18 protein-coding genes are annotated in these 20,111 nt (G+C 42.3%); 15 read left to right on the forward strand and 3 right to left on the reverse strand.

Annotated features, from left to right (window positions below):
• Window positions 1–42 precede the first annotated feature (42 nt).
• A complete protein-coding gene (locus tag BCM40_RS03140) occupies window positions 43–1,140 on the reverse strand; it encodes an ABC transporter ATP-binding protein (RefSeq protein WP_065527196.1) in 1,098 nt (365 codons plus the stop codon).
• Window positions 1,141–1,247: 107 nt separating this feature from the next.
• Complete coding sequence (locus BCM40_RS03145; RefSeq protein ID WP_065527195.1) at window positions 1,248–2,138, reverse strand: PucR family transcriptional regulator; 891 nt, start codon at window positions 2,136–2,138, stop codon at window positions 1,248–1,250.
• A 153-nt stretch (window positions 2,139–2,291) separates the two neighbouring features.
• On the opposite strand from BCM40_RS03145, the gene BCM40_RS03150 reads away from it, so the two are divergent.
• The 14 genes from BCM40_RS03150 (at window position 2,292) to BCM40_RS03215 (ending at window position 18,548) form a co-directional block, all read left to right on the forward strand.
• Entirely contained in the window at window positions 2,292–3,881 is a 1,590-nt protein-coding gene (locus tag BCM40_RS03150; RefSeq protein WP_065527194.1) for a glycoside hydrolase family 13 protein, read from the forward strand.
• A gap of 24 nt (window positions 3,882–3,905) precedes the next feature.
• Window positions 3,906–4,778: an ROK family protein gene (locus BCM40_RS03155; protein ID WP_065527193.1), complete on the forward strand. Its 873-nt coding sequence runs from the start codon at window positions 3,906–3,908 to the stop codon at window positions 4,776–4,778.
• A gap of 225 nt (window positions 4,779–5,003) precedes the next feature.
• Entirely contained in the window at window positions 5,004–6,311 is a 1,308-nt protein-coding gene (locus BCM40_RS03160) for an ABC transporter substrate-binding protein (RefSeq protein WP_065527192.1), read from the forward strand.
• Between the two features lie 463 nt (window positions 6,312–6,774).
• On the forward strand, window positions 6,775–7,635 hold the full coding sequence (locus BCM40_RS03165) for a carbohydrate ABC transporter permease (RefSeq protein WP_065527191.1): 861 nt from the start codon (window positions 6,775–6,777) through the stop codon (window positions 7,633–7,635).
• Complete coding sequence (locus BCM40_RS03170) at window positions 7,635–8,450, forward strand: carbohydrate ABC transporter permease (RefSeq protein ID WP_065527190.1); 816 nt, start codon at window positions 7,635–7,637, stop codon at window positions 8,448–8,450. The genes BCM40_RS03165 and BCM40_RS03170 overlap by 1 nt, the downstream gene beginning before the upstream one ends.
• Window positions 8,451–8,463: 13 nt before the next feature.
• Window positions 8,464–9,483: a LacI family DNA-binding transcriptional regulator gene (locus BCM40_RS03175; protein WP_065527189.1), complete on the forward strand. Its 1,020-nt coding sequence runs from the start codon at window positions 8,464–8,466 to the stop codon at window positions 9,481–9,483.
• A 12-nt stretch (window positions 9,484–9,495) separates the two neighbouring features.
• Complete coding sequence (locus BCM40_RS03180; protein ID WP_065527188.1) at window positions 9,496–11,133, forward strand: glycoside hydrolase family 13 protein; 1,638 nt, start codon at window positions 9,496–9,498, stop codon at window positions 11,131–11,133.
• A 336-nt stretch (window positions 11,134–11,469) separates the two neighbouring features.
• Window positions 11,470–12,036: an MEDS domain-containing protein gene (locus tag BCM40_RS03185; RefSeq protein ID WP_065527187.1), complete on the forward strand. Its 567-nt coding sequence runs from the start codon at window positions 11,470–11,472 to the stop codon at window positions 12,034–12,036.
• Window positions 12,037–12,585: 549 nt separating this feature from the next.
• A complete protein-coding gene (locus BCM40_RS03190) occupies window positions 12,586–13,032 on the forward strand; it encodes a DUF4385 domain-containing protein (protein ID WP_008432694.1) in 447 nt (148 codons plus the stop codon).
• Between the two features lie 64 nt (window positions 13,033–13,096).
• Entirely contained in the window at window positions 13,097–13,984 is an 888-nt protein-coding gene (locus tag BCM40_RS03195; protein WP_065527186.1) for a TIGR01777 family oxidoreductase, read from the forward strand.
• A 149-nt stretch (window positions 13,985–14,133) separates the two neighbouring features.
• Window positions 14,134–14,397 carry an RNA polymerase sigma factor gene (locus tag BCM40_RS03200; RefSeq protein WP_065527185.1) on the forward strand — a complete coding sequence of 88 codons (264 nt, stop codon included), beginning with the start codon at window positions 14,134–14,136 and terminating at the stop codon, window positions 14,395–14,397.
• 142 nt (window positions 14,398–14,539) lie between these two features.
• Entirely contained in the window at window positions 14,540–15,004 is a 465-nt protein-coding gene (locus BCM40_RS03205) for a MarR family winged helix-turn-helix transcriptional regulator (protein ID WP_065527184.1), read from the forward strand.
• Entirely contained in the window at window positions 15,001–16,725 is a 1,725-nt protein-coding gene (locus BCM40_RS03210) for an ABC transporter ATP-binding protein (protein WP_065527183.1), read from the forward strand. The genes BCM40_RS03205 and BCM40_RS03210 overlap by 4 nt, the downstream gene beginning before the upstream one ends.
• The gene (locus BCM40_RS03215) at window positions 16,722–18,548 is read left to right on the forward strand and encodes an ABC transporter ATP-binding protein (RefSeq protein ID WP_065527182.1); all 1,827 of its coding nucleotides are present in this window, start codon (window positions 16,722–16,724) and stop codon (window positions 18,546–18,548) included. The genes BCM40_RS03210 and BCM40_RS03215 overlap by 4 nt, the downstream gene beginning before the upstream one ends.
• A gap of 36 nt (window positions 18,549–18,584) precedes the next feature.
• Here BCM40_RS03215 and BCM40_RS03220 read toward each other — a convergent pair whose 3' ends face one another.
• Window positions 18,585–19,391, reverse strand: a complete 807-nt coding sequence (locus tag BCM40_RS03220) for a CPBP family intramembrane glutamic endopeptidase (RefSeq protein WP_065527181.1) — start codon at window positions 19,389–19,391, stop codon at window positions 18,585–18,587.
• 156 nt (window positions 19,392–19,547) lie between these two features.
• On the opposite strand from BCM40_RS03220, the gene BCM40_RS16435 reads away from it, so the two are divergent.
• Window positions 19,548–19,721, forward strand: a complete 174-nt coding sequence (locus BCM40_RS16435) for a hypothetical protein (protein WP_169818709.1) — start codon at window positions 19,548–19,550, stop codon at window positions 19,719–19,721.
• Window positions 19,722–20,111: the final 390 nt, after the last annotated feature.

A 20,111-nucleotide genomic window follows, 5' to 3' on the forward strand; every position in this document is an offset into this window, starting at 1 on the left:
CAAAAAACCACCGAGAAATACTCGGTGGTTAAAAACGCTCGATTAACGAATGCGCAATTCAGAGTCGCCATCAAAGAAATGGGCTTTGTTCATATCAAACGCAAGGTCCACTGTAGATTCAGCTTCAACGCTAAAGCGAGAATCAACGCGTGCGACGAAATCTTGGTCGTCAATTTTTGAGTAAAGGATGATTTCTGCACCCATTAATTCAGCAACATCGATATAAGCTTGGATCTTTGTATGTGGTGAATGTTCCAAGAATAGCGGCTCATCGTGAATATCTTCAGGACGGATGCCAAGAACAAGGTTCTTGCTTTCATAGCCTTGATCTTGAAGCATTTTTAGCTTGCCATCTGGAATAAGAACTTTAGAATTACCTATTACAAAATGGTCACCCACTAATTTACCACGTAGGAAGTTCATAGATGGAGATCCGATAAATCCGCCAACAAACATGTTTTCCGGTAAGTCGTATACTTCTTTTGGCGTTCCGACTTGTTGAACAAAGCCGTCTTTCATAACGACTAAACGAGTCGCCATTGTCATCGCTTCTGTTTGATCGTGCGTTACGTAAACAGTTGTTGTTTGCAAGCGACGGTGCAATTTTTGGATTTCTGCGCGCATTTGCACACGCAATTTTGCATCAAGGTTGGATAAAGGCTCATCCATCAAAAAGACTTTAGCGTCACGGACAATCGCACGGCCTAAAGCGACACGTTGGCGTTGACCGCCTGATAGCGCTTTCGGTTTGCGGTTTAAGTAATCATCGAGTCCTAAGATTTTTGAAGCGTTAGCAACACGCGCTTTAATCTCGTCTTTTTTCATTTTGCGTAATTTCAAGCTAAATGCCATGTTTTCATATACTGTCATATGCGGGTACAAAGCGTAGTTTTGGAAAACCATCGCGATGTCGCGGTCTTTTGGTGACACGTCGTTAACGCGTTTGTCGCCGATATACAAATCACCGTCTGTAATATCTTCTAATCCAGCGATCATGCGAAGTGTTGTTGATTTCCCACAACCTGAAGGTCCGACGAGTACCAAAAATTCTTTATCGCGAATTTCTAAGTTAAAGTCTTGTACAGAAACTACACCTTTTTCATATTCTTTTTTAATATTTACTAAAGTTAAGCCCGTCATTTGGTTTCCCCCAATAATCTGTTTGTCATTGGTAACAGCTTAACCGATAGAGAATTTAGAAGAAATATCAAAATTGCCTAAAAATTCATATGCGTTTTTGTGCACATTTACTTTTCAATGAGAATTGCTAAGTAAACAGCCATCGCGTCATGAAATTTTCGCACATCAATGCCGGTATTCTCGTAAAAACGGTCAAAACGGTATTGTAAGCTATTGCGATGCATATGCAGTGCCTTTGCTGTTTCAGAGATATTTAAGTTATTGCGTACAAACACCTCTATCATCTTCATCGTTTCTTCGTCACCTTGATAATCTTGCAAAACGGATTGTCTTATTTCATTCTGGAGGGGTTCTGGTATTTGATCGATCACTAAATACGGAACCGCATCCGTATAACTGATAACGGGTTTGGTTGAATAAAGGCTAACGGTCTTTGCGCCATTTACCATCGCGCGGTAATGAGGGGCAGCACCATCTAAAATCGTCCGGAGCGGGCCCACAAAAAAGTGGATTTTAATATACAAATCGCTCATCAACACATCGATGATTTCTTCGTATGAGATTGGACCGTCTTCTTTTGTTACGTATTCGACCAAAATTCCTTGATGATCGTTTTCCCATAAAATCGGTACGTGTTGCGCATAAAAGTCTTGAACGGCTTGTTTAAAAGCATTAGGACTAATTTGTTTTTCTTGGATGGAAAAATGCACAAAGCGATACGGAGAATTTAATGTGATTTTATTCTCCTCAGTCAGTAGAGCAGGATTAACCACATCGGACCACTTTTTTTCTTCCTCCGTCAGTGTTGGGAAAAGTGGATTGTAAGGCGTCAAAAAGGTTGCGAGCAAAGACAAATCTCTTGGCTCAAGTTCTGTTTCATGTATGCCTACAATGACGCCGTCTGAAAGTGAAAACCATTTATAGGCTGAATCTGATGAAAGTGTGCTTTGGTCGAGTAGTTGAAGCGAAGGATAGAGTTCTTTTAATTGATGGATCATCGAATACCTCTTTTCGCAATTTATCGTTTTGAAGAGTTGCGTAATTTATTCATTATACAATAAAACCTTAGATTAAATTAAGTAGTTGGCAAAACAGCGGATTCATGTATGATGTTAGAATAGTATTCACTTTATGAGAAAAGGAGCATCTTAATGACTGACTGGTGGAAAAAATCGACTGTGTATCAAATTTATCCGCGAAGTTTTATGGATTCAAATGGTGACGGAATCGGTGATATTCGTGGCATTATCCAGAAACTCGACTACTTGCATGAACTCGGTGTAGATATTCTTTGGCTATCACCAGTGTATGATTCGCCGAACGACGATAACGGCTATGACATCCGTGATTATTATGAAATCATGCAAGAATTTGGCACAATGGCAGATTTTGACGAGCTATTGGAACAAGTACACGTGCGTGACATGAAATTGGTTATGGATCTTGTTGTCAATCATACGTCTGATGAGCATGCGTGGTTTAAAGACCATCCCGATTTTTACATATGGCGCGATCAGCCAACCAATTGGCGTTCATTTTTTGGTGGGTCTACGTGGGAGTACCAAAAAGAACGCAACCAATATTACTTGCACTTGTTTTCCAAAAAGCAACCAGACTTGAACTGGGAAAACCCAGAGATGCGAAGCGCCGTTTATGAAATGATGCGCTGGTGGTTGGATAAAGGGATAGACGGTTTCCGAATGGACGTCATCAACATGATTTCCAAAGTTCCGGATATGCAAGACGCACCAGATGGCGATGCGAGTAGCCAATTTATGAACGGACCTAACGTTCACACTTACTTAAAAGAAATGAACAAACAAGTGCTGTCCCACTACGATATTGTGACAGTCGGTGAATCCCCAGGAACAACGCCTAAAGAAGCACGCGATTATACAGCTGCACAAAATCAGGAACTCAACATGATTTTCACGTTCGAGCACATGGATCTCGACAAAGCCTCAGGAGAAAAGTGGGATTTAAAGCCGCTCGATTTGACCGATTTAAAAGAGAATCTGGAAAAATGGCAGCACGGTCTTCACGACGAAGGTTGGAACAGTTTGTATTGGAACAACCACGACCAGCCGCGCATAGTCTCGCGATTTGGTGACGATCAACAATGGCGTGTGGAATCTGCTAAAATGCTTGCGACATGTCTCCACTTTATGCAAGGCACACCGTATATTTATCAAGGTGAAGAACTAGGTATGACCAATGTCCGTTTTGATACGATTGAAGAATACAAAGACATTGAAACCATCAATATGTATCAAGAAAAGCGCGCAGCGGGAATTTCGCATGACGACATCATGACAAAGATTCATGTCAAAGGTCGAGACAATGCACGAACACCGATGCAATGGTCGGCCGAGACAAATGGTGGCTTTACGACAGGGACCCCTTGGATAAAAGTAAATCCGAATTATACAGACATTAATGCTTCAGATCATCAAGATCCGGATTCGGTTTACCAATACTACAAAAAGCTCATCGCGTTCCGGAAAAACATGGACATTATTACGCATGGTGATTTCCAGTTATTGCACCGCGAAGACAAAGAATTATTCGCATATACGCGTACGTGGAACAAAGAAAGTTTGACCGTTTATTGCAATTTTTCAAATCAGCCAAAGACAGTAGAACGTCCACAAGGCGATAAGTTGATCGGCAATTATGCTCATCACAATGACGAAGACAATCTCGTACTCGAACCATACGAAGCCGTTGTTTATTACAACTAAAAACGAAGACCATAAGGAGGAGCCATGGAAAAAGTATTAGGAGTCGACATAGGTGGCACAAAAATCCGCATGGGCATTATTGATGCTAGCGGTCAAATTATATACGAGGAAAAAATTCCAACGATTATTCCGCTTTATCCGTATCTTGAAGAAAACATTTTACGTATATTAGCGGAGCAGCCAGAAGTTCAAGCAATTGGCATTGGCACGCACGGCTTTGTCGATCCGAAACAAGGAAAAGTGATTTACGCGGCAGAAACTTTGCCAGGCTGGACGGATACACCGGTTAAAGAATGGCTTCAAAAAGCAACAGGCAAGCGCGTTGAAGTCGAAAATGATGCCAACGTAGTAGCACTTGCAGAAGCGAAGTTTGGTGCCGCGCAAGGCCTAGATCGCGTTGTAGTGTTAACACTTGGTACGGGCCTTGGTGGTGGCGTATTATGGGACGGCAAACTATTAAGTGGTGGGCCTCACGGGGGTGCGGCAGAACTTGGCCACATGATTCTTTACCCAAACGGTGTTAAATGTGCGTGCGGGCGTTTAGGGTGCAGTGAAATGTATGTGTCCGGAACTGCACTGAAGCGCCGCATCAAAGAAGCAGGGCTACCAGTAACGCCACCTGAACTGTTTGAAAATGCCCAAACCGATCCCGCTGCTAAAAAAGTTGTAGAAGAATTTACAGCTGACTTAGCACTTGTTATCAGCAGTTTGCAAGCAGTCTTTGATATGGAAATGGTCATTATCGGTGGCGGTGTATCAGAAGCGGCAGGCTTATGGATGGCTTCACTGCAGGAAAAGATGGATACCGTTTTATTAAATCCGGTACCGGTGGAAGTCGCACAGTTTGAAAACGATGCCGGCATTTTAGGTGCAGCATTATTAGTTCTTGAAAATTAAACCGGTAGAGTGAGATAGGAGCGGAGAAAGAAACCGCTCCTATTTTTTTGCATTTAAGTCCTAAAAAAGTTTTTGAATTATTTTAAAAAGACATCTTGTGCAAACGTTTTCATAATGATATGATACAGATAATTAATTTGTGGGAACACGCTCCAGTCCGTTCTCATTTTTTATTTGAAGCTTTGTGCAAACGATTTCACAAACATTCTAAAGGGGGATTTACTGATGAAAGAATTAAAGTTTAGCAAGGGGCTTGTAGCATCATTGATGTTATCAGCAGCAGTTTTAGCAGGATGTAGCAGTGATGGAGAAGAAGCTGGTTCAGGATCTGAAGGCGAAGAGCAAGTAACCGTTGATATTTTCCAATTCAAAGTGGAATTCAAAGAACAATTTGAAGACGTAGTAGCACTTTACGAAGAAGAAAACCCGAACGTTAATATTGAAATCACAACAGTTGGTGGCGGCGAAGATTACGGCGCAGCACTTCGTTCACGTTTTGCATCTGGCAACGAACCCGCAATCTTTAACATCGGTGGACCTCAAGATGTAGCGGACTGGAAAGACAGCTTAGCAGATTTAACAGACACAGCAGCATCAGGTGCAGCTCTTGAAGGCACACTTGACGGCGTAACAGTTGAGTCTGAAGTACTTGGACTTCCTTATAACCAAGAAGGTTATGGCTTTATCTACAACACACGTCTATTCGAAGAAGCAGGAATTGATCCTGCATCAATCACGGATTACGCATCACTTGAAGAAGCTGTGAAAACATTGGATTCGAAAAAAGACGAACTTGGTCTTGAATCGGTATTCGCTTTCCCAGGTAAAGAAACGTGGGTAACTGGACTTCACTTGTCGAATACATTTTTAGCACCTGAATTCGATAACAACGTATTAACTGCATTTGACGCAGAAACAGTTGACTTCAAATACGGAGAAGGCTTTAAGAAAATCGTTGATTTGCAAAACGAATACTCGAAACAACCAACAGTTAGCCTTGATTACTCGCAACAAGTAGAAGAATTGTTCTCACTTGAGCGCGTAGCGATTATCCAACAAGGAAACTGGGCTTACGGCTCAATCGCTGGCATTGACCAAGAACTTGCGGACAGCGGTGTTGGCCTTATGCCGATTCCTGTAGAAGGCATGGATAATGCTGGACTACCAGTTGGCGTACCAATGTATTGGGGCGTAAACAAAAAAGCTGACGAAGCAGTTATCAAAGAATCAAAAGAATTCTTAGACTGGTTGTACACATCTGATGCAGGTAAAACAGCTGTATTAGAAGACTTTAAATTCATTCCAGCTTATGAAGGTTACGATACATCAAAAATCTCTGATCCAATGTCGAAAGCTATTTACGACGCTTCTGAGTCAGGTAACACAATCGGATGGGTATTCATGGGTTACCCAACTGGATGGGGACAAGACGAGCTTGGCGCGAACATTCAAAAATACCTAAGCGACGAAGCAAGCTGGGATGAAGTTATTGACTCAGCAAAAGAAGCTTGGAAAACAGACAGAGCTAAATAAGCAACTCGCAAGTTAATGATCATTATGAGCGTTTCAAACAAAGTAGCCTCTGTGCTACTTTGTTTTGTTACTAGGGTAAATTGAGAAGTTTAAACCGCGCCGCGCTTTGGGCATGGCTCACACAATAAGCCGAAAAGAGCACTCGTCTTATTGTTCCGCCTAGCCCGTGGACGCGCCGGCGCTAAGAGATTTGCTAGATACAAAGTGAGAGCAGTTAGTATTGCTACTCGAAAATAAAAGATAGGTAGCAAAACGGCGGAGACGCCTGCGGGAAAGCGAGACAGCCGAGACCCTGCAGGAGCAGAGCGACGAAGCGGCTTGGCGCTCGCCCGCGGCAAGCGCAGCTGTTTTGCGGACTATCGCTAACCAAATCAAAATTAAAAGAGGAAAAGCGTCGGTCTGGAGCGATTTCTCAACCGAATTTTAATTTCACCGATCAAAACAAGAAAGGAATGATGCCCGTATGCGTACAAAAGATTTATCTTATTGGTTGTTTCTAGCCCCTGTCTTACTGGCACTTACGCTAGTTGTCATCGTTCCGATGCTACTTGGTGTCTATTACTCCTTCACTACCTGGAACGGCATTAACACAGGTGAGTTTGTCGGATTCCAAAACTACATCGACTTATTCCACGATCAGCGTTTCTTGGATTCGCTTTGGTTCACTACGAAATTCTCAGTAGTCTCTGTTATTTTAATTAACGTAATTGGGCTATCACTTGCACTTCTTGTGACAGGTCGCGTTCGTTCAAGTAAATTATTGCGTACAACATTCTTTATGCCAAACTTGATCGGTGGATTAATTTTAGGATTTATTTGGCAGTTTATTTTCATTAAAGTATTTGCAAGTGTCGGTGAAATTATCGGCATGGAAAGCTTGCAAGGCTGGTTGTCTACAACAGACACTGGTTTCTGGGGATTGGTTATCTTAATGAGCTGGCAAATGGCTGGTTACATCATGGTTATCTATATTGCTTATTTGGAAGGGATGCCAAAAGAATTGCTAGAGGCATCTGAAATCGACGGAGCTTCTTCATTCCAACGTTTCCGTTTTGTCGTATTTCCACTTGTGGCACCTGCGTTTACGGTCAGCATGTTCTTAACGCTGTCGAATACGTTTAAATTGTACGACCAAAACTTGTCGCTAACAGGCGGCGGACCTTATAACTCTACAGAAATGGTTGCGATGGAAATCTTCAAGACAGCGTTTATGCAAAATGCCTTTGCTTATGCGCAAGCGAAAGCCGTCATTTTCTTCATCATCGTAGCGATCATCGCTCTTGTCCAGGTGTATCTGAACAAACGTAAGGAGGTCGAAATGTAATGAAGAAAAAGTGGAATATTAAGCTAGAAGTTCTCGGCGTGTTGTTAGCGATTTTATGGCTAGCCCCGTTTTATCTGATGTTCGTGAACTCGTTTAAATCAAAAAAAGAAATTTTTATGGATACGATTAGTCCTCCAGAAAGCTGGAGTTTTGATAACTACATTAAAGCATTTGAAGAACTTGATTTTATGCAAACCTTATTTAACTCATTGTTAATTACCGTTATTAGTGTAGTGCTGATTATTCTCTTTTCGGCAATGGCAGCTTACGCCTTATCGCGTGCTAAAAGTAAGCTTAGTACGGTATTTTTTTTCACATTCGTAGCAGCGATGTTAATCCCGTTTCAATCAGTAATGATTCCGCTTGTGACTGTGTTTGGTAAGTTTGACATGTTGAATCGCGGCGGGTTGATCTTTATGTATATCGGATTTGGTGCAAGTCTTTCGATTTTCTTGTATCACGGTGCATTAAACAATATCCCGCGCTCACTTGATGAAGCGGCGACCATTGATGGTGCCAATCGTTGGCAAGTGTTCTGGCATATTATCTTCCCAATCCTTAAACCAATTACCGTGACAGTGGCGATTCTGAACATCATTTGGATTTGGAACGATTATTTATTGCCATCACTTGTTATTAATACACCAGGAAGTGAAACGATTCCATTGAAAATGTTCTTCTTCTTTGGCGAATACACGAAACAATGGCATTTAGCGCTTGCCGGATTGACACTGGCTATCGTCCCAGTTATCATTTTCTACTTCTTTGCACAGCGCGAAATCATCAAAGGGGTATCAGATGGAGCAGTAAAATAAGGGAGACGGTTAAATGGCAATCACGATTAAAGATGTTGCGAAAAAAGCGGGTGTCTCACCAGCCACCGTGTCCCGCGTAATCGCAGATAATCCGAGAATCAGTGTGAAAACGAAAGTGAAAGTGCGGAAAGTCATGGAGGATATGGGATATTACCCAAACTTCCAAGCCCGCAATTTGGTGGCAAATAAAAGCCGGACACTCGGCATCATTATGGAAAATTCAGCGGCATTGGCTTTTCAAAACCCCTTTTTTCCTGAAGTATTGCGCGGCATTTCAACACAAGCTCATGACAGTAAGTATGGCTTGTATTTGTCAACAGGTGCTACTCAAGAAGAGATTTATCAGGAAGTAGTTGAAATGGTACAAGGTCGACGAGTTGACGGCATTGTCTTGTTGTACTCGAAAATTGACGATCCAGTGTTGGAGTTTTTAAGAAAAAGCGAGTTGCCATTCGCAGTTGTGGGACGTCCCCATCAAGACCCGTGTTCGGTAACATATGTGAATAACGATAATATCAATACCGCGAAAGACACGGTGGAATACTTGATTGGTTTGGGGCATCGCCATATTGCATTTGTAGGAGGAGCGACAGATTTTGTCGTATCCATTGACCGAATGCAAGGGTATCAACAAGCACTTGCTAAACACGACATCCCATTTGATGTAAACTATACGGTGAACCAAGATTTTATCCAAGGCAAAGAGCGCGATTCGATTCGTCGTCTAATGGGACTTCCGGTTCCACCAACAGCAATCGTTACACATGATGATATGGTGGCGTACGAAGTAATCGGCTATCTTGAAGATTTGGAAATTAGAGTGCCAGATGATGTTTCCATCATTGGGTTTAACAACCACACCATTTCAAGATATTTAAAACCGCCACTAAGCACGGTGGACATCTCGATTTATGAGCTTGGATTGCGTGCCGCAGAATTGGTATTAGAGAAAATAACAGACGCATCGATACCTCCAAAACAAGTCGCGGTTCCTTCCCGACTAATTGAAAGAGGTTCGTGCCGACGTCTTTGAGAGGGATCGAATATGACTAAAAAATGGTGGAAAGAAGCAATCGTATATCAAGTTTACCCACGGAGCTTTATGGATTCGAACGGTGATGGAGTAGGGGATATTAACGGAGTCACAAGTAAATTGGACTACTTAAAAGACTTGGGTATCGATGTGATTTGGATTTGCCCAATGTATAAGTCGCCAAATGACGACAATGGCTATGACATCAGTGATTACCAAGCCATTTTAGAAGAGTTTGGCACAATGAACGATTTTGAGCAGCTGATGGAAGAAGTACATGCTCGTGGCATGAAGTTGATTATCGATTTGGTTATCAACCACACGAGTGATGAACATCCATGGTTTTTGGAGTCTAGTTCATCACGCGATAATCCAAAGCGCGACTGGTATGTGTGGCGCGACGAACCGTTAAATTGGGAAAGCATATTCGGCGGACCTGCATGGGAATTTGATGAAAAAACACAACAATATTATTTGCACATCTTCTCGAAAAAACAACCCGATTTAAACTGGGAAAATCCAGAAGTGCGCAACGAACTTTATAAAATGATCAATTGGTGGATCGATAAAGGAATTGATGGTTTCCGCGTCGATGCGATTAGTCACATCAAAAAAGAGTACGCCAATACAGTAGGGGCAGGTGACCATTTATTTGTTCCTTCATGGGACAAATTCATGAATGTCGATGGCATCCAGCCGTTACTGAAAGAACTGCACGAAGAAACGTTCAGCAAGTACGACATCATGACAGTCGGTGAAGCGAACGGCGTTTCAGCAGATGAAATCGATGAATGGGTCAGCGAAGAAAGCGGCAAATTCAATATGATCTTCCAATTTGAAGACATCGATTTATGGAATACGGAAATAAGCAACGGCGTCAATGTGCCAGAACTTAAAAAAGTATTGAGCAAATGGCAAGACAAAGTAAACGGTGTCGGTTGGAATGCGCTATTCATCGAAAACCACGACAAGCCGCGTGTGGTCTCGACGTGGGGCGACGATCAATACTACTGGCGTGAAAGTGCGACCGCTTTAGCATGTATGTACTTCTTCATGCAAGGTACGCCGTTCATTTACCAAGGACAAGAAATCGGCATGTCGAACGCACCGTTTGAAGAACTTGATCATTTTGATGACGTTCACACGCACAATTTGTATTTCCATAAAAAAGAATCCGGTATGGACCATGAAACCATTATGACGCTCTTGCGCGCAACAAGCCGCGACCATTCGCGAACGCCTATGCAATGGGACAACACATTGCATGCGGGCTTTTCAGAAGGAATGCCGTGGATCAACGTCAATCCCAATTACGAGTGGCTAAACGTTGAAGCACAAGAAAACAATCCACATTCAGTATTAGCCTTCTATAAACAAATGATTTGGCTACGCAAAAATATGGAAGTCTTTGTCTACGGCGAATACAAGCTAATTGAAATGAATCATGATTCGGTATTTGCCTATACACGCGAATCGGCCGACGACAAAGTGCTTATTGTCACAAACCTCGGTCAGCACGCGTGCTTATGCGCCGTGCACCCAGAAGAATCCACATTGCTATTAGCCAATTACAAAAACATCGACCCTGAACAATTGCTTCCATATGAAGCGCGTGTTTACAAAATTCCAAAAGACGCAGTTGTTGGGTAAGTAGAAGCCGAAGAGAGGTTAACTTTCTTCGACTTTTATTTGTGTAAAGGTGGAGTTTTTAAAATCGGTCTTTACATGAATTTTCGAGTGCTTTACATGAACTTTTGAAGTCTTTACATGAAGTTTCCAAGCCCTTATACGCATCGGAACTTTTACCAGAAATTTGAGTATTTTTATCTTTTTGTTTTGAGTTTTCACGTGAAGTTTGATGTTCTATCCACAAGCTATCCAATGCGCGCGTTTATTAACTCCCAATCAAATCGGGGGACAAGTGTTCTTTTATTGTGTATACTTAGTCTAGTAAATAGCCATATTGAATTTCCAAGGGGTGACTGAATGAACAAAGACATGCTGCAATTATTTGACGCTCGGCGCGATGTCCACGTGCTCTATGCGTATGATGAGATTCGGAAATACATCGAACACGTCGTCGCTTATGCCAAGCATGGCGTAGAAGCAGGAGATCACATCATCTTGATCGAGAACCCTCGCTTATCACCAGAAATCCATGCTGAATTGAAGAGCCAGCTAACAACAGAACAGATGGAATTCGTTCATTTTGTAAAAAGCTTAGATTTTTATTTTTCGAGCGGCAGTTACCATCCGCCCGCGATTCAAGCTTATTTTGAAAAAATGCTCGAACCGCTTTTGGAAGAACAAGCCACTTTCAGAGCGTGGGCACACGTAGAATGGACATCGGGAGAAGTACCTATACACTTAATAGAAGAGTTAGAAAAAATTATAGATGTGTCAGTCAAGAATTATCAATTTCCATTGATATGCGCTTATGACAATGCGTTATTACAAGACGACATCAGAAACATGTTACTAGAAACGCATCCCTATATATTGGCAGAAGACGATATTGTCGTCTCTGATCTATACGTAACCAGCGAAGCTTAAAACCACCGCCGAGACCTCTCGGCGGTGTTTTTTTGTATAGGAGAACCTTTACATGAATAAAATCATCTTATACCCGCACATTTCGAGCTGTTACCTGAACTCTTGGTGCTCTTACATGAACTTTTCACGTCTTAACACGAATCCAAGCCTTACCAGAAGTATTCGCGTTGTTACCTGCACATTTCGAGCTGTTACCTGAACTTTTGATGCTCTTACCTGAACTTTTCAAGTCTTTACACGAATCAAAGCTTTTACCAGAAGTTTTCGCATTGTTACCCGCACATTTCGAGCTGTAACCTGAACTTTTGGTGCTCTTACATGAACTTTTAATCTCTTAACACGAATCAAAGCTTTTACCAGAAGTATTCGCGTTGTTACCCGCATTTTTTGAGCTGTTACCTGAACTTTTGGTGCTCTTACATGAACTTTTCAAGTCTTTACATCAATCAAAACATCCTACCAATCTCCCGCCAACCGCATAAAAAAGATTCAGCTCTCGACATCCAGGGTATATTGCTAACAAAGCACAGCACAAAGGAGTCGATCACGATGGCATTTGATTATGATCTTGATTATGAAAATCTTGATTTACGTAAAAATCCGGAATTGTACCGCGTGGGCAAAGGCGAGCAAGGCGTACTTTTAGTAGAGCCGTATAAAAGTGAGATTTTGCCACATTGGCGATTTAAAACACCGGAAATTGCACAAGAGTCGTGCGATAAAATTTCAGAGATGTTTGAGGAGTATCGCAAGCAAGATGATTTTGTCGGCATGGATATGGCGCGGAAGTTTATACAGATGGGCTATACGCGTGCACGGCGTTATACCAATTACAAAGGTGGCCGCAAATACAATGAAGATGGCAGCATTAAAGAGCGAGACATTGATCCGGTCAAAGCAGAATCGGCCGCAATTTTTAAAAAACGGTGGGATGAAATTCGAGAAGATGAAGATTATTTGAAACGCAAAAAGAAACATCAAAAAGAATTCGGCTGAGGTGCATCTTTTGTTCAAGCCACGCGTCAACTACTATAACAACTTACAGAAAATAGGTGGCTAAATGAAAAAGATCGTATTAGCTGGAGGCACAGGTTTTGTTGGACAATACTTAGAACAAAAGTTCACAGATCAAGGCTACAAAGTGATTATCATATCTCGACAATCAGGACATTTGAATTGGTCAAATCATACGGGCATTGTCCACGCTTTGGAAGGCGCAGAAATGGTGGTCAATTTAGCTGGGAAATCAGTGAACTGTCGGTATACTGAAGCCAATAAACGCGAAATTTTTGATTCGCGAATGGAAACTACTGAAGCGCTTGGCACAGCGATTTTAAATTGCGACAACCCGCCACCGTTATGGATCAACTCCAGCACAGCGACGATTTACCGTCATGCGGAAGATCGTCCAATGACAGAGGCAAGCGGTGAATTTGGCAGTGGATTTTCGGTAGAAGTCGGCAAAGCGTGGGAACAAGCGCTGTTTTCGTTCAACTTACCTACTACGCGACAAGTGGCGCTACGGTTATCCATCGTACTTGGCAAAGGTGGCGGGGTCATGACACCTTATGAAAACATGGTGCGTTTCGGCCTAGGCGGCAAACAAGGAAACGGCAAGCAAATGTTTAGTTGGATTCACTTGGAAGATGTCTACAGAATTATCTTATTCGTGCGGGACCATAACCAAATTAGCGGTGTGCTCAATACCACTTCCCCTGAACCTGTTACCAATCGCGAATTGATGAAGCAATTGCGAATGGCAATGAACCGAAAAGTGGGATTGCCTGCAAGCAAATGGATGTTGAATATGGGGGCGGTCATGATTGGGACCGAACCCGAACTGATTTTGAAAAGTCGCTGGATTTTACCTGAACGGTTAGAGCAATTCGATTTTCACTTTAATTATCCAACTCTTGACAAAGCACTTGAAAATATTCTCAACCAATAGAATAAATAGACCTATAGCACTAATAAGTTCTTCAAGTGAGGAACTTTACTAGTGTTATTTTTTTTATTTAGAATAAATGCCTTTATTTTGAGATAATTAGGTTTAAGACAATCGCTTAGCGGAAATGACACAGGTAGGGGGGTGACGAATTGACCATAGACGAAAAGTTGATGACTGGAATTCTTAACCGAGAAGAACAAGCTTTATCCGAATTGTATGACCGTTACCACCGCATACTGTGGAACATTGCACGTCAAAATAATCCAGATCAATCTGTCTGTGAGCAACTCGTCACTCATGTGTTTCGAACGGTTTGGACAAAACCTCAAGACTTTATGCAAAATCGCAAACTACTAGCGATGCTGATCGAATGTTGTCAGTCACAAAACATGATTTCAACCAATAAAATATAACCACTCAAAACGATTCTTGTAGCTCAAGAGTTGTTTTTTTTTGTGAATCAACACTTCCAAGTTGACCACCCGCCATAAAGAGAGTAGCTTATAGTCAACAGTTCCATTTGGAACAGTTCAGAAACGAAAGATGGTGAAGTACATGAAAGAACAAGAAACGTATATGCAATTAATGATGTCTTTTGCCAATGTGCAAAAAAATATGGTGCGTTTTATTCAAAAATCGGCTATGGATAAAGGCTTGTCGATTCCGCAATATTCGATTTTGATGACCATTTCTCATTGCAGCGAAATGACGCAAAAGACGGTTGGAGAAAAAACCTTTTTACCGAAAAGTACATTGAGCCAAGCGGTAGATGGGCTAGTGAAAGAAGGCTATTTAAATCGCCAACAAGTGGTATGCAACCGACGGGAAATGATGTTGTCATTGAGTGAAAAAGGACAACAGTTAGTGGATAACTTCCATTCGCAAGAAGACGGGTTGTACCAAGTGTTTAAGGCGGCGAGTGAACAATTTACCGCTGAACAAATTAAAGAACTTTTAGACGCTCACCAAAAAATTTCAACCTACTTAACAAGAGTAGAATTAGAGGTGACGAACAAATGATCAAAGTGCTAAAAAACTTAAGTCCATATAAATGGATTGTCTGGGGCGTTGTGGCCTTAGTGTTTGCTCAATCGATGGCAGAACTGTTTTTGCCGACCTTGATGGCGGACATTATTGACAACGGCGTAGTAAAAGGCAATATTCCGTACATTTGGGAAATCGGTGGCTGGATGTTACTCGTTTCCGCAATCGGTGCTGTGGCATCTGTTTTTGCTAGTTTTTATTCATCAAAAGCAGCGATGGGGCTAGGTCGTGATTTGCGGCAAAAAGTGTTTAAACACGTCGGGCAATTTTCACTTCAAGAATTTGATGAAGTGGGAACGGCCTCGCTCATTACCCGTACTACAAACGATATCAATCAAATTCAGCAAGTTACCATTATGATGTTGCGAATGGTGATTAGTGCACCCATTATGTTAGTCGGCGGGATTATTATGGCCGTATCAAAAGATGCGAAACTGTCACTCGTTATTATTGGCGCGATGCCGGTTTTGGTTATTGCGGTCATGCTGATTTTGAAATACGGGATTCCGTTGTTCCAACAAGTTCAAAAACGGTTAGACGGATTGAACTTGGTCGTGCGAGAAAACTTAACGGGCATTCGCGTGATTCGCGCGTTTAACCGCGAAACCGAAGAAAAAGCGCGTCTTCAAAAAGCCAATCGGGAATTGGCAGATGTGTCGATTCGCGTCAACAAAGTTATGGCGTTTATGATGCCGACGATGATGCTAGTGATGAACATGACGGTGGTTGCCGTTATTTGGTTTGGTGGCATTCGGATTAGCAATGGTGCGATGCAAATTGGGGACTTGATGGCGTTTATTCAATACGTCATGATGATTATGTTTGCGTTACTGATGGCGTCATTCATGTTTGTGATGATTCCACGTGCAGCTGTATCAGCCAAACGTATTAACGAAGTATTGGAAATGCAGCCAGCTTTTAAAGACGATGGCACAGCTAAAGCAGACCGCAATCGCGGCACGTTGGAGTTTGACAACGTGACGTTTCATTATCCGGGAGCGGAAGAACCGGCATTGTCGAATATTAGCTTTACCGCAAAACCAGGTGAAATCACTGCGTTGATCGGAGGAACGGGTTCTGGTAAAACAACACTCGTCAATCTCGTGCCGCGTTTTTACGAAGCAACTAGTGGGACTATCCGTGTAAACGGTGTCGATATACGCGAAGCTTCGCAACAAGAAATTCGTTCGAAAATTGGTTTTGTGCCACAAAAATCCATCTTGTTTACTGGAACTATCGCAGAAAACATTCGTTTTGGTAAGCAAGATGCTAGCGACGAAGAAATGAAAAGAGCTGCAAGTACCGCGCAAGCTACGGAGTTTATTGATCAAATCAAAGGCGGCTATGCAGCGCCAATCGAACAAGGTGGTTCCAATTTATCGGGCGGTCAGAAACAACGTTTATCAATTGCCCGCGCCTTGATTCGCAAACCAGATTTGTATATTTTTGATGACAGTTTCTCGGCCTTGGATTTTAAAACAGATGCCAAACTGCGTAAAGCGTTAAAGGATGAGACAAAAAATGCGACGGTGCTTCTAGTTGCACAGCGCGTCAGTACAGTAGTCGATGCAGATCGCATCATCGTATTAGAAAAAGGCAAAATGGTCGGTATGGGGACGCATAAAGAATTGTTGGAATCCAACAACGTTTATCGTGAAATTGCCTTATCGCAGCTGTCAGAGGAGGAAATCGCATGAGCCAAATGGGACCTCCACATGGCGGGGCAAGCATGCCGCCACAAAAAGCAAAAGATTTTAAAGGCACATTCCGACGCCTGGTTTCGTATTTAAAGCCACGTCGTAAAAAACTGGCAGCCGTCTTTTTAGTTGCCATTCTTAGTACAGTCTTTACGATTATCGGCCCGAAAATCATGGGGATGGCCATTACCGAATTGTTTGAAGGAGCTTATGGTCAATTACAAGGTGTACCGGGTGGTGGCATCGATTTTGGAGTTATTGGTCAGTTGCTCGCACTTCTTGCCGGATTGTACGTATTTAGTAGTTTGTTTAGTTATATTCAGCAATACATGATGTCGACAGTCGCGCAAGACACCGTCTACGATTTGCGCCAAGACGTCAATAAAAAACTAGAGAAATTACCACTCAAGTATTTTGACGGACGAGCAAACGGCGAAACGCTAAGTCGTATGACAAATGACATTGATACAATCGGCAGCACGTTGCAACAAAGTTTGACGCAATTTATTACGTCGATTGTCACGATTCTCGGGATTTTCGTTATGATGTTAACGATTAGTCCGCTCCTAACGTTGATTGCCGTTGTCACGCTGCCATTGTCGTTATTTGTTATCGGACCGATTTTGAAAAAATCTCAAAAGTACTTTGCGAGCCAACAAAAAAACCTTGGCCATCTAAATGGTCACGTAGAAGAAATGTACACCGGTCACCAAGTCGTCAAAGCGTTTGGACATGAAGCAAAATCGAACGAACAATTTGATGCAGTCAATGAAGAACTATACAACGCCGGGCGTAAAGCTCAGTTTATCTCTGGGATCATTATGCCGATGATGACGTTGATCGGGAACTTGAGTTATGTCTTGATTAGTATCGTCGGGGGTATTTTAGTTACGCAACGCGCGATTTCGATCGGGGACATTCAAGCGTTTATCACGTATTCCAAACAGTTTACGCAGCCGATTACGCAAACGGCGAACATCGCCAATATCGTTCAATCAACCATTGCCGCTGCAGAGCGCGTGTTTGAATTGCTGGATGAGGAAGAAGAAGTAAAAGAAGTGTCCACTTCTGTTCTCGAACGTGCAAAAGGTTCGGTTGTATTTGAAAATGTGAATTTTGGGTATAGCAGTGAGTTGTTGATCGAGAACATGAATATTGATGTGTCACCAGGACAAACGGTCGCCATAGTTGGGCCGACCGGTGCTGGGAAAACCACTTTGATCAATTTACTGATGCGTTTTTACGAATTAAATGCCGGACGCATTTTAATCGATGGTCTCGATTCGCGTGACATGTCGAGACACGAATTGCGTCAAAACTTTGGCATGGTGTTGCAAGACACATGGCTCTTTAACGGCACCATTCGCGACAATATTGCGTACGGCAAAACGGGTGCGACCAAAGAACAAGTGTGCGAGGCGGCAAAAGCAGCACATGCCGATCACTTTATCCGCACGTTGCCGGACGGCTACGATACGATTTTAAATCAAGAAGTATCGAATATTTCACAAGGACAAAAGCAGTTATTGACCATTGCGCGTGCGATTCTCGCCGATCCGCCAATTATGATTTTGGACGAGGCAACATCGAGCGTCGATACGCGGACGGAAATCTTTATCCAAAAAGCGATGAACCAATTGATGGACGGCCGCACAAGCTTTGTTATTGCGCACCGTTTGTCGACCATTAAAGACGCTGACCTGATCCTCGTCATGGATCAAGGGAAAGTTATCGAACAAGGCACACATCAACAATTGCTAGATAAAGACGGCTTTTACGCCGATTTGTATCAAAGTCAATTTACAGCGAAATTGGCTGTTTAACGTAAAAAAGGTCCACTTTGGTGGACCTTTTTTATTCTATAATAGAGTTTTTTGCGTTGGCAGCCCGCGCGCAAGCCAATAAATCGCAGCGATCATGAACACGGCACTAACAACTAACATGATGGTATTCGGCATGGCTTTCGTATAGATGTCTGTAAAGTTGAATATGGCAACAGATGCAGGCCACTTTGGTGCTAAAAACAGGGAAGCGGCCGCAAGTGAATTATTGATGATGTGCAAAAAAATCGGGACCAGTAAATTATTGGTGCGCAAATACAAGAGCGAGGCTATCACACCGAACAAAAATGCGCCAATCACATCAAGATGCAACACACCAAAAACCAAGCTAGAAAATAAAATACCGCCCCACACCGAAGTTTTACCGATCAAGCGTTTTAACAACACGCCGCGGAACATAAATTCCTCGACCACTGGCGCTAAAACGGCGATGGTAAAAATCGTAAACGCAATATACCAAGGCGACTCGGGCAGCGGGATTTCTTCTAGCAAAAAGTCAACAAGCCACGGCGCAAACGGTGCCAACACATACAGCTGTAGCCAAAACATGCTAAGCGAAAAAGCAATCGACACAGCCACTAACGCAAATAAAAGCGGCAACCATTTCTTGGTGCCAGTAAGCGATAAAACGTTCCAAACTGAGGCATTGTGTTTTTTGAAATAATAACCAAAATAAAGTCCAGGTACGATAACATACATCACCAACTGGCTGACAACGTCAAACGTGATGACGCTGACATTTAGCAACACTAACGTCACCATACTGATTATGGTTCCGATCACCGAATACAAAATCAAATACCGCGCTTTCATTTCTTCAAACATGGAGCACCGCCTTTTTAGGTGTCGTAGTAGATTATACGAACGTGAGCGCAGTAAGTTCCAAAAGACGCTATTTTTCGACAGCGGACCTAAAACAGCGTATGCTTAAGGTAGTTTACCTGACTCCTTTAGGGCAGGCAGAACGGAAGGATGATTCACATGGCATTTCTAGACAAACTCACCCAACTCAAAGACAAGTCGATCGAAAAAGGCAGAGCCCATTGGGAAGAAAACAAAGACGACTACAAAGAAAAAGCCACCAACTACAAAGACAAAGCGATGGTCATGAAAGACGACGTTGCCAATAAAATAAAAGAAAAAACGAAAAAATGATGGATCGAGTAGCCAAGCTGGTAAAGCTTGGCTGCTTTTTTTGTGGGGTTGTTTTACATGAAGTTTTGGGGTCTATACGTGAACTTTTGAGAGTTATACACGAACTTTTCAGCTCTTTACCTGAAGTTTTGGAGTTTTAACAGTGATGCCTTCTTTTACATGAAGTTTTCGAGTCTTTACCTGAACTTTTAGCGTTTTAATAAGGATGCCTACTTTTACATGAATATTTGAAGTCTTTACCCGAACTTTTAAGAGTTATACCTGAACTTTTGAGATCTTTACCTGAAGTTTTGGAGTTTTAACAAGGATGCGAGTTTTTACAAGAACTTTTGAAGTCTTTACCTGAACTTTTAAGAGTTATACCTGAACTTTTGAAATCTTTACCTGAAG

Origin of the sequence: Planococcus donghaensis (assembly GCF_001687665.2) — a bacterium.
GTDB lineage: Bacteria > Bacillota > Bacilli > Bacillales_A > Planococcaceae > Planococcus > Planococcus donghaensis.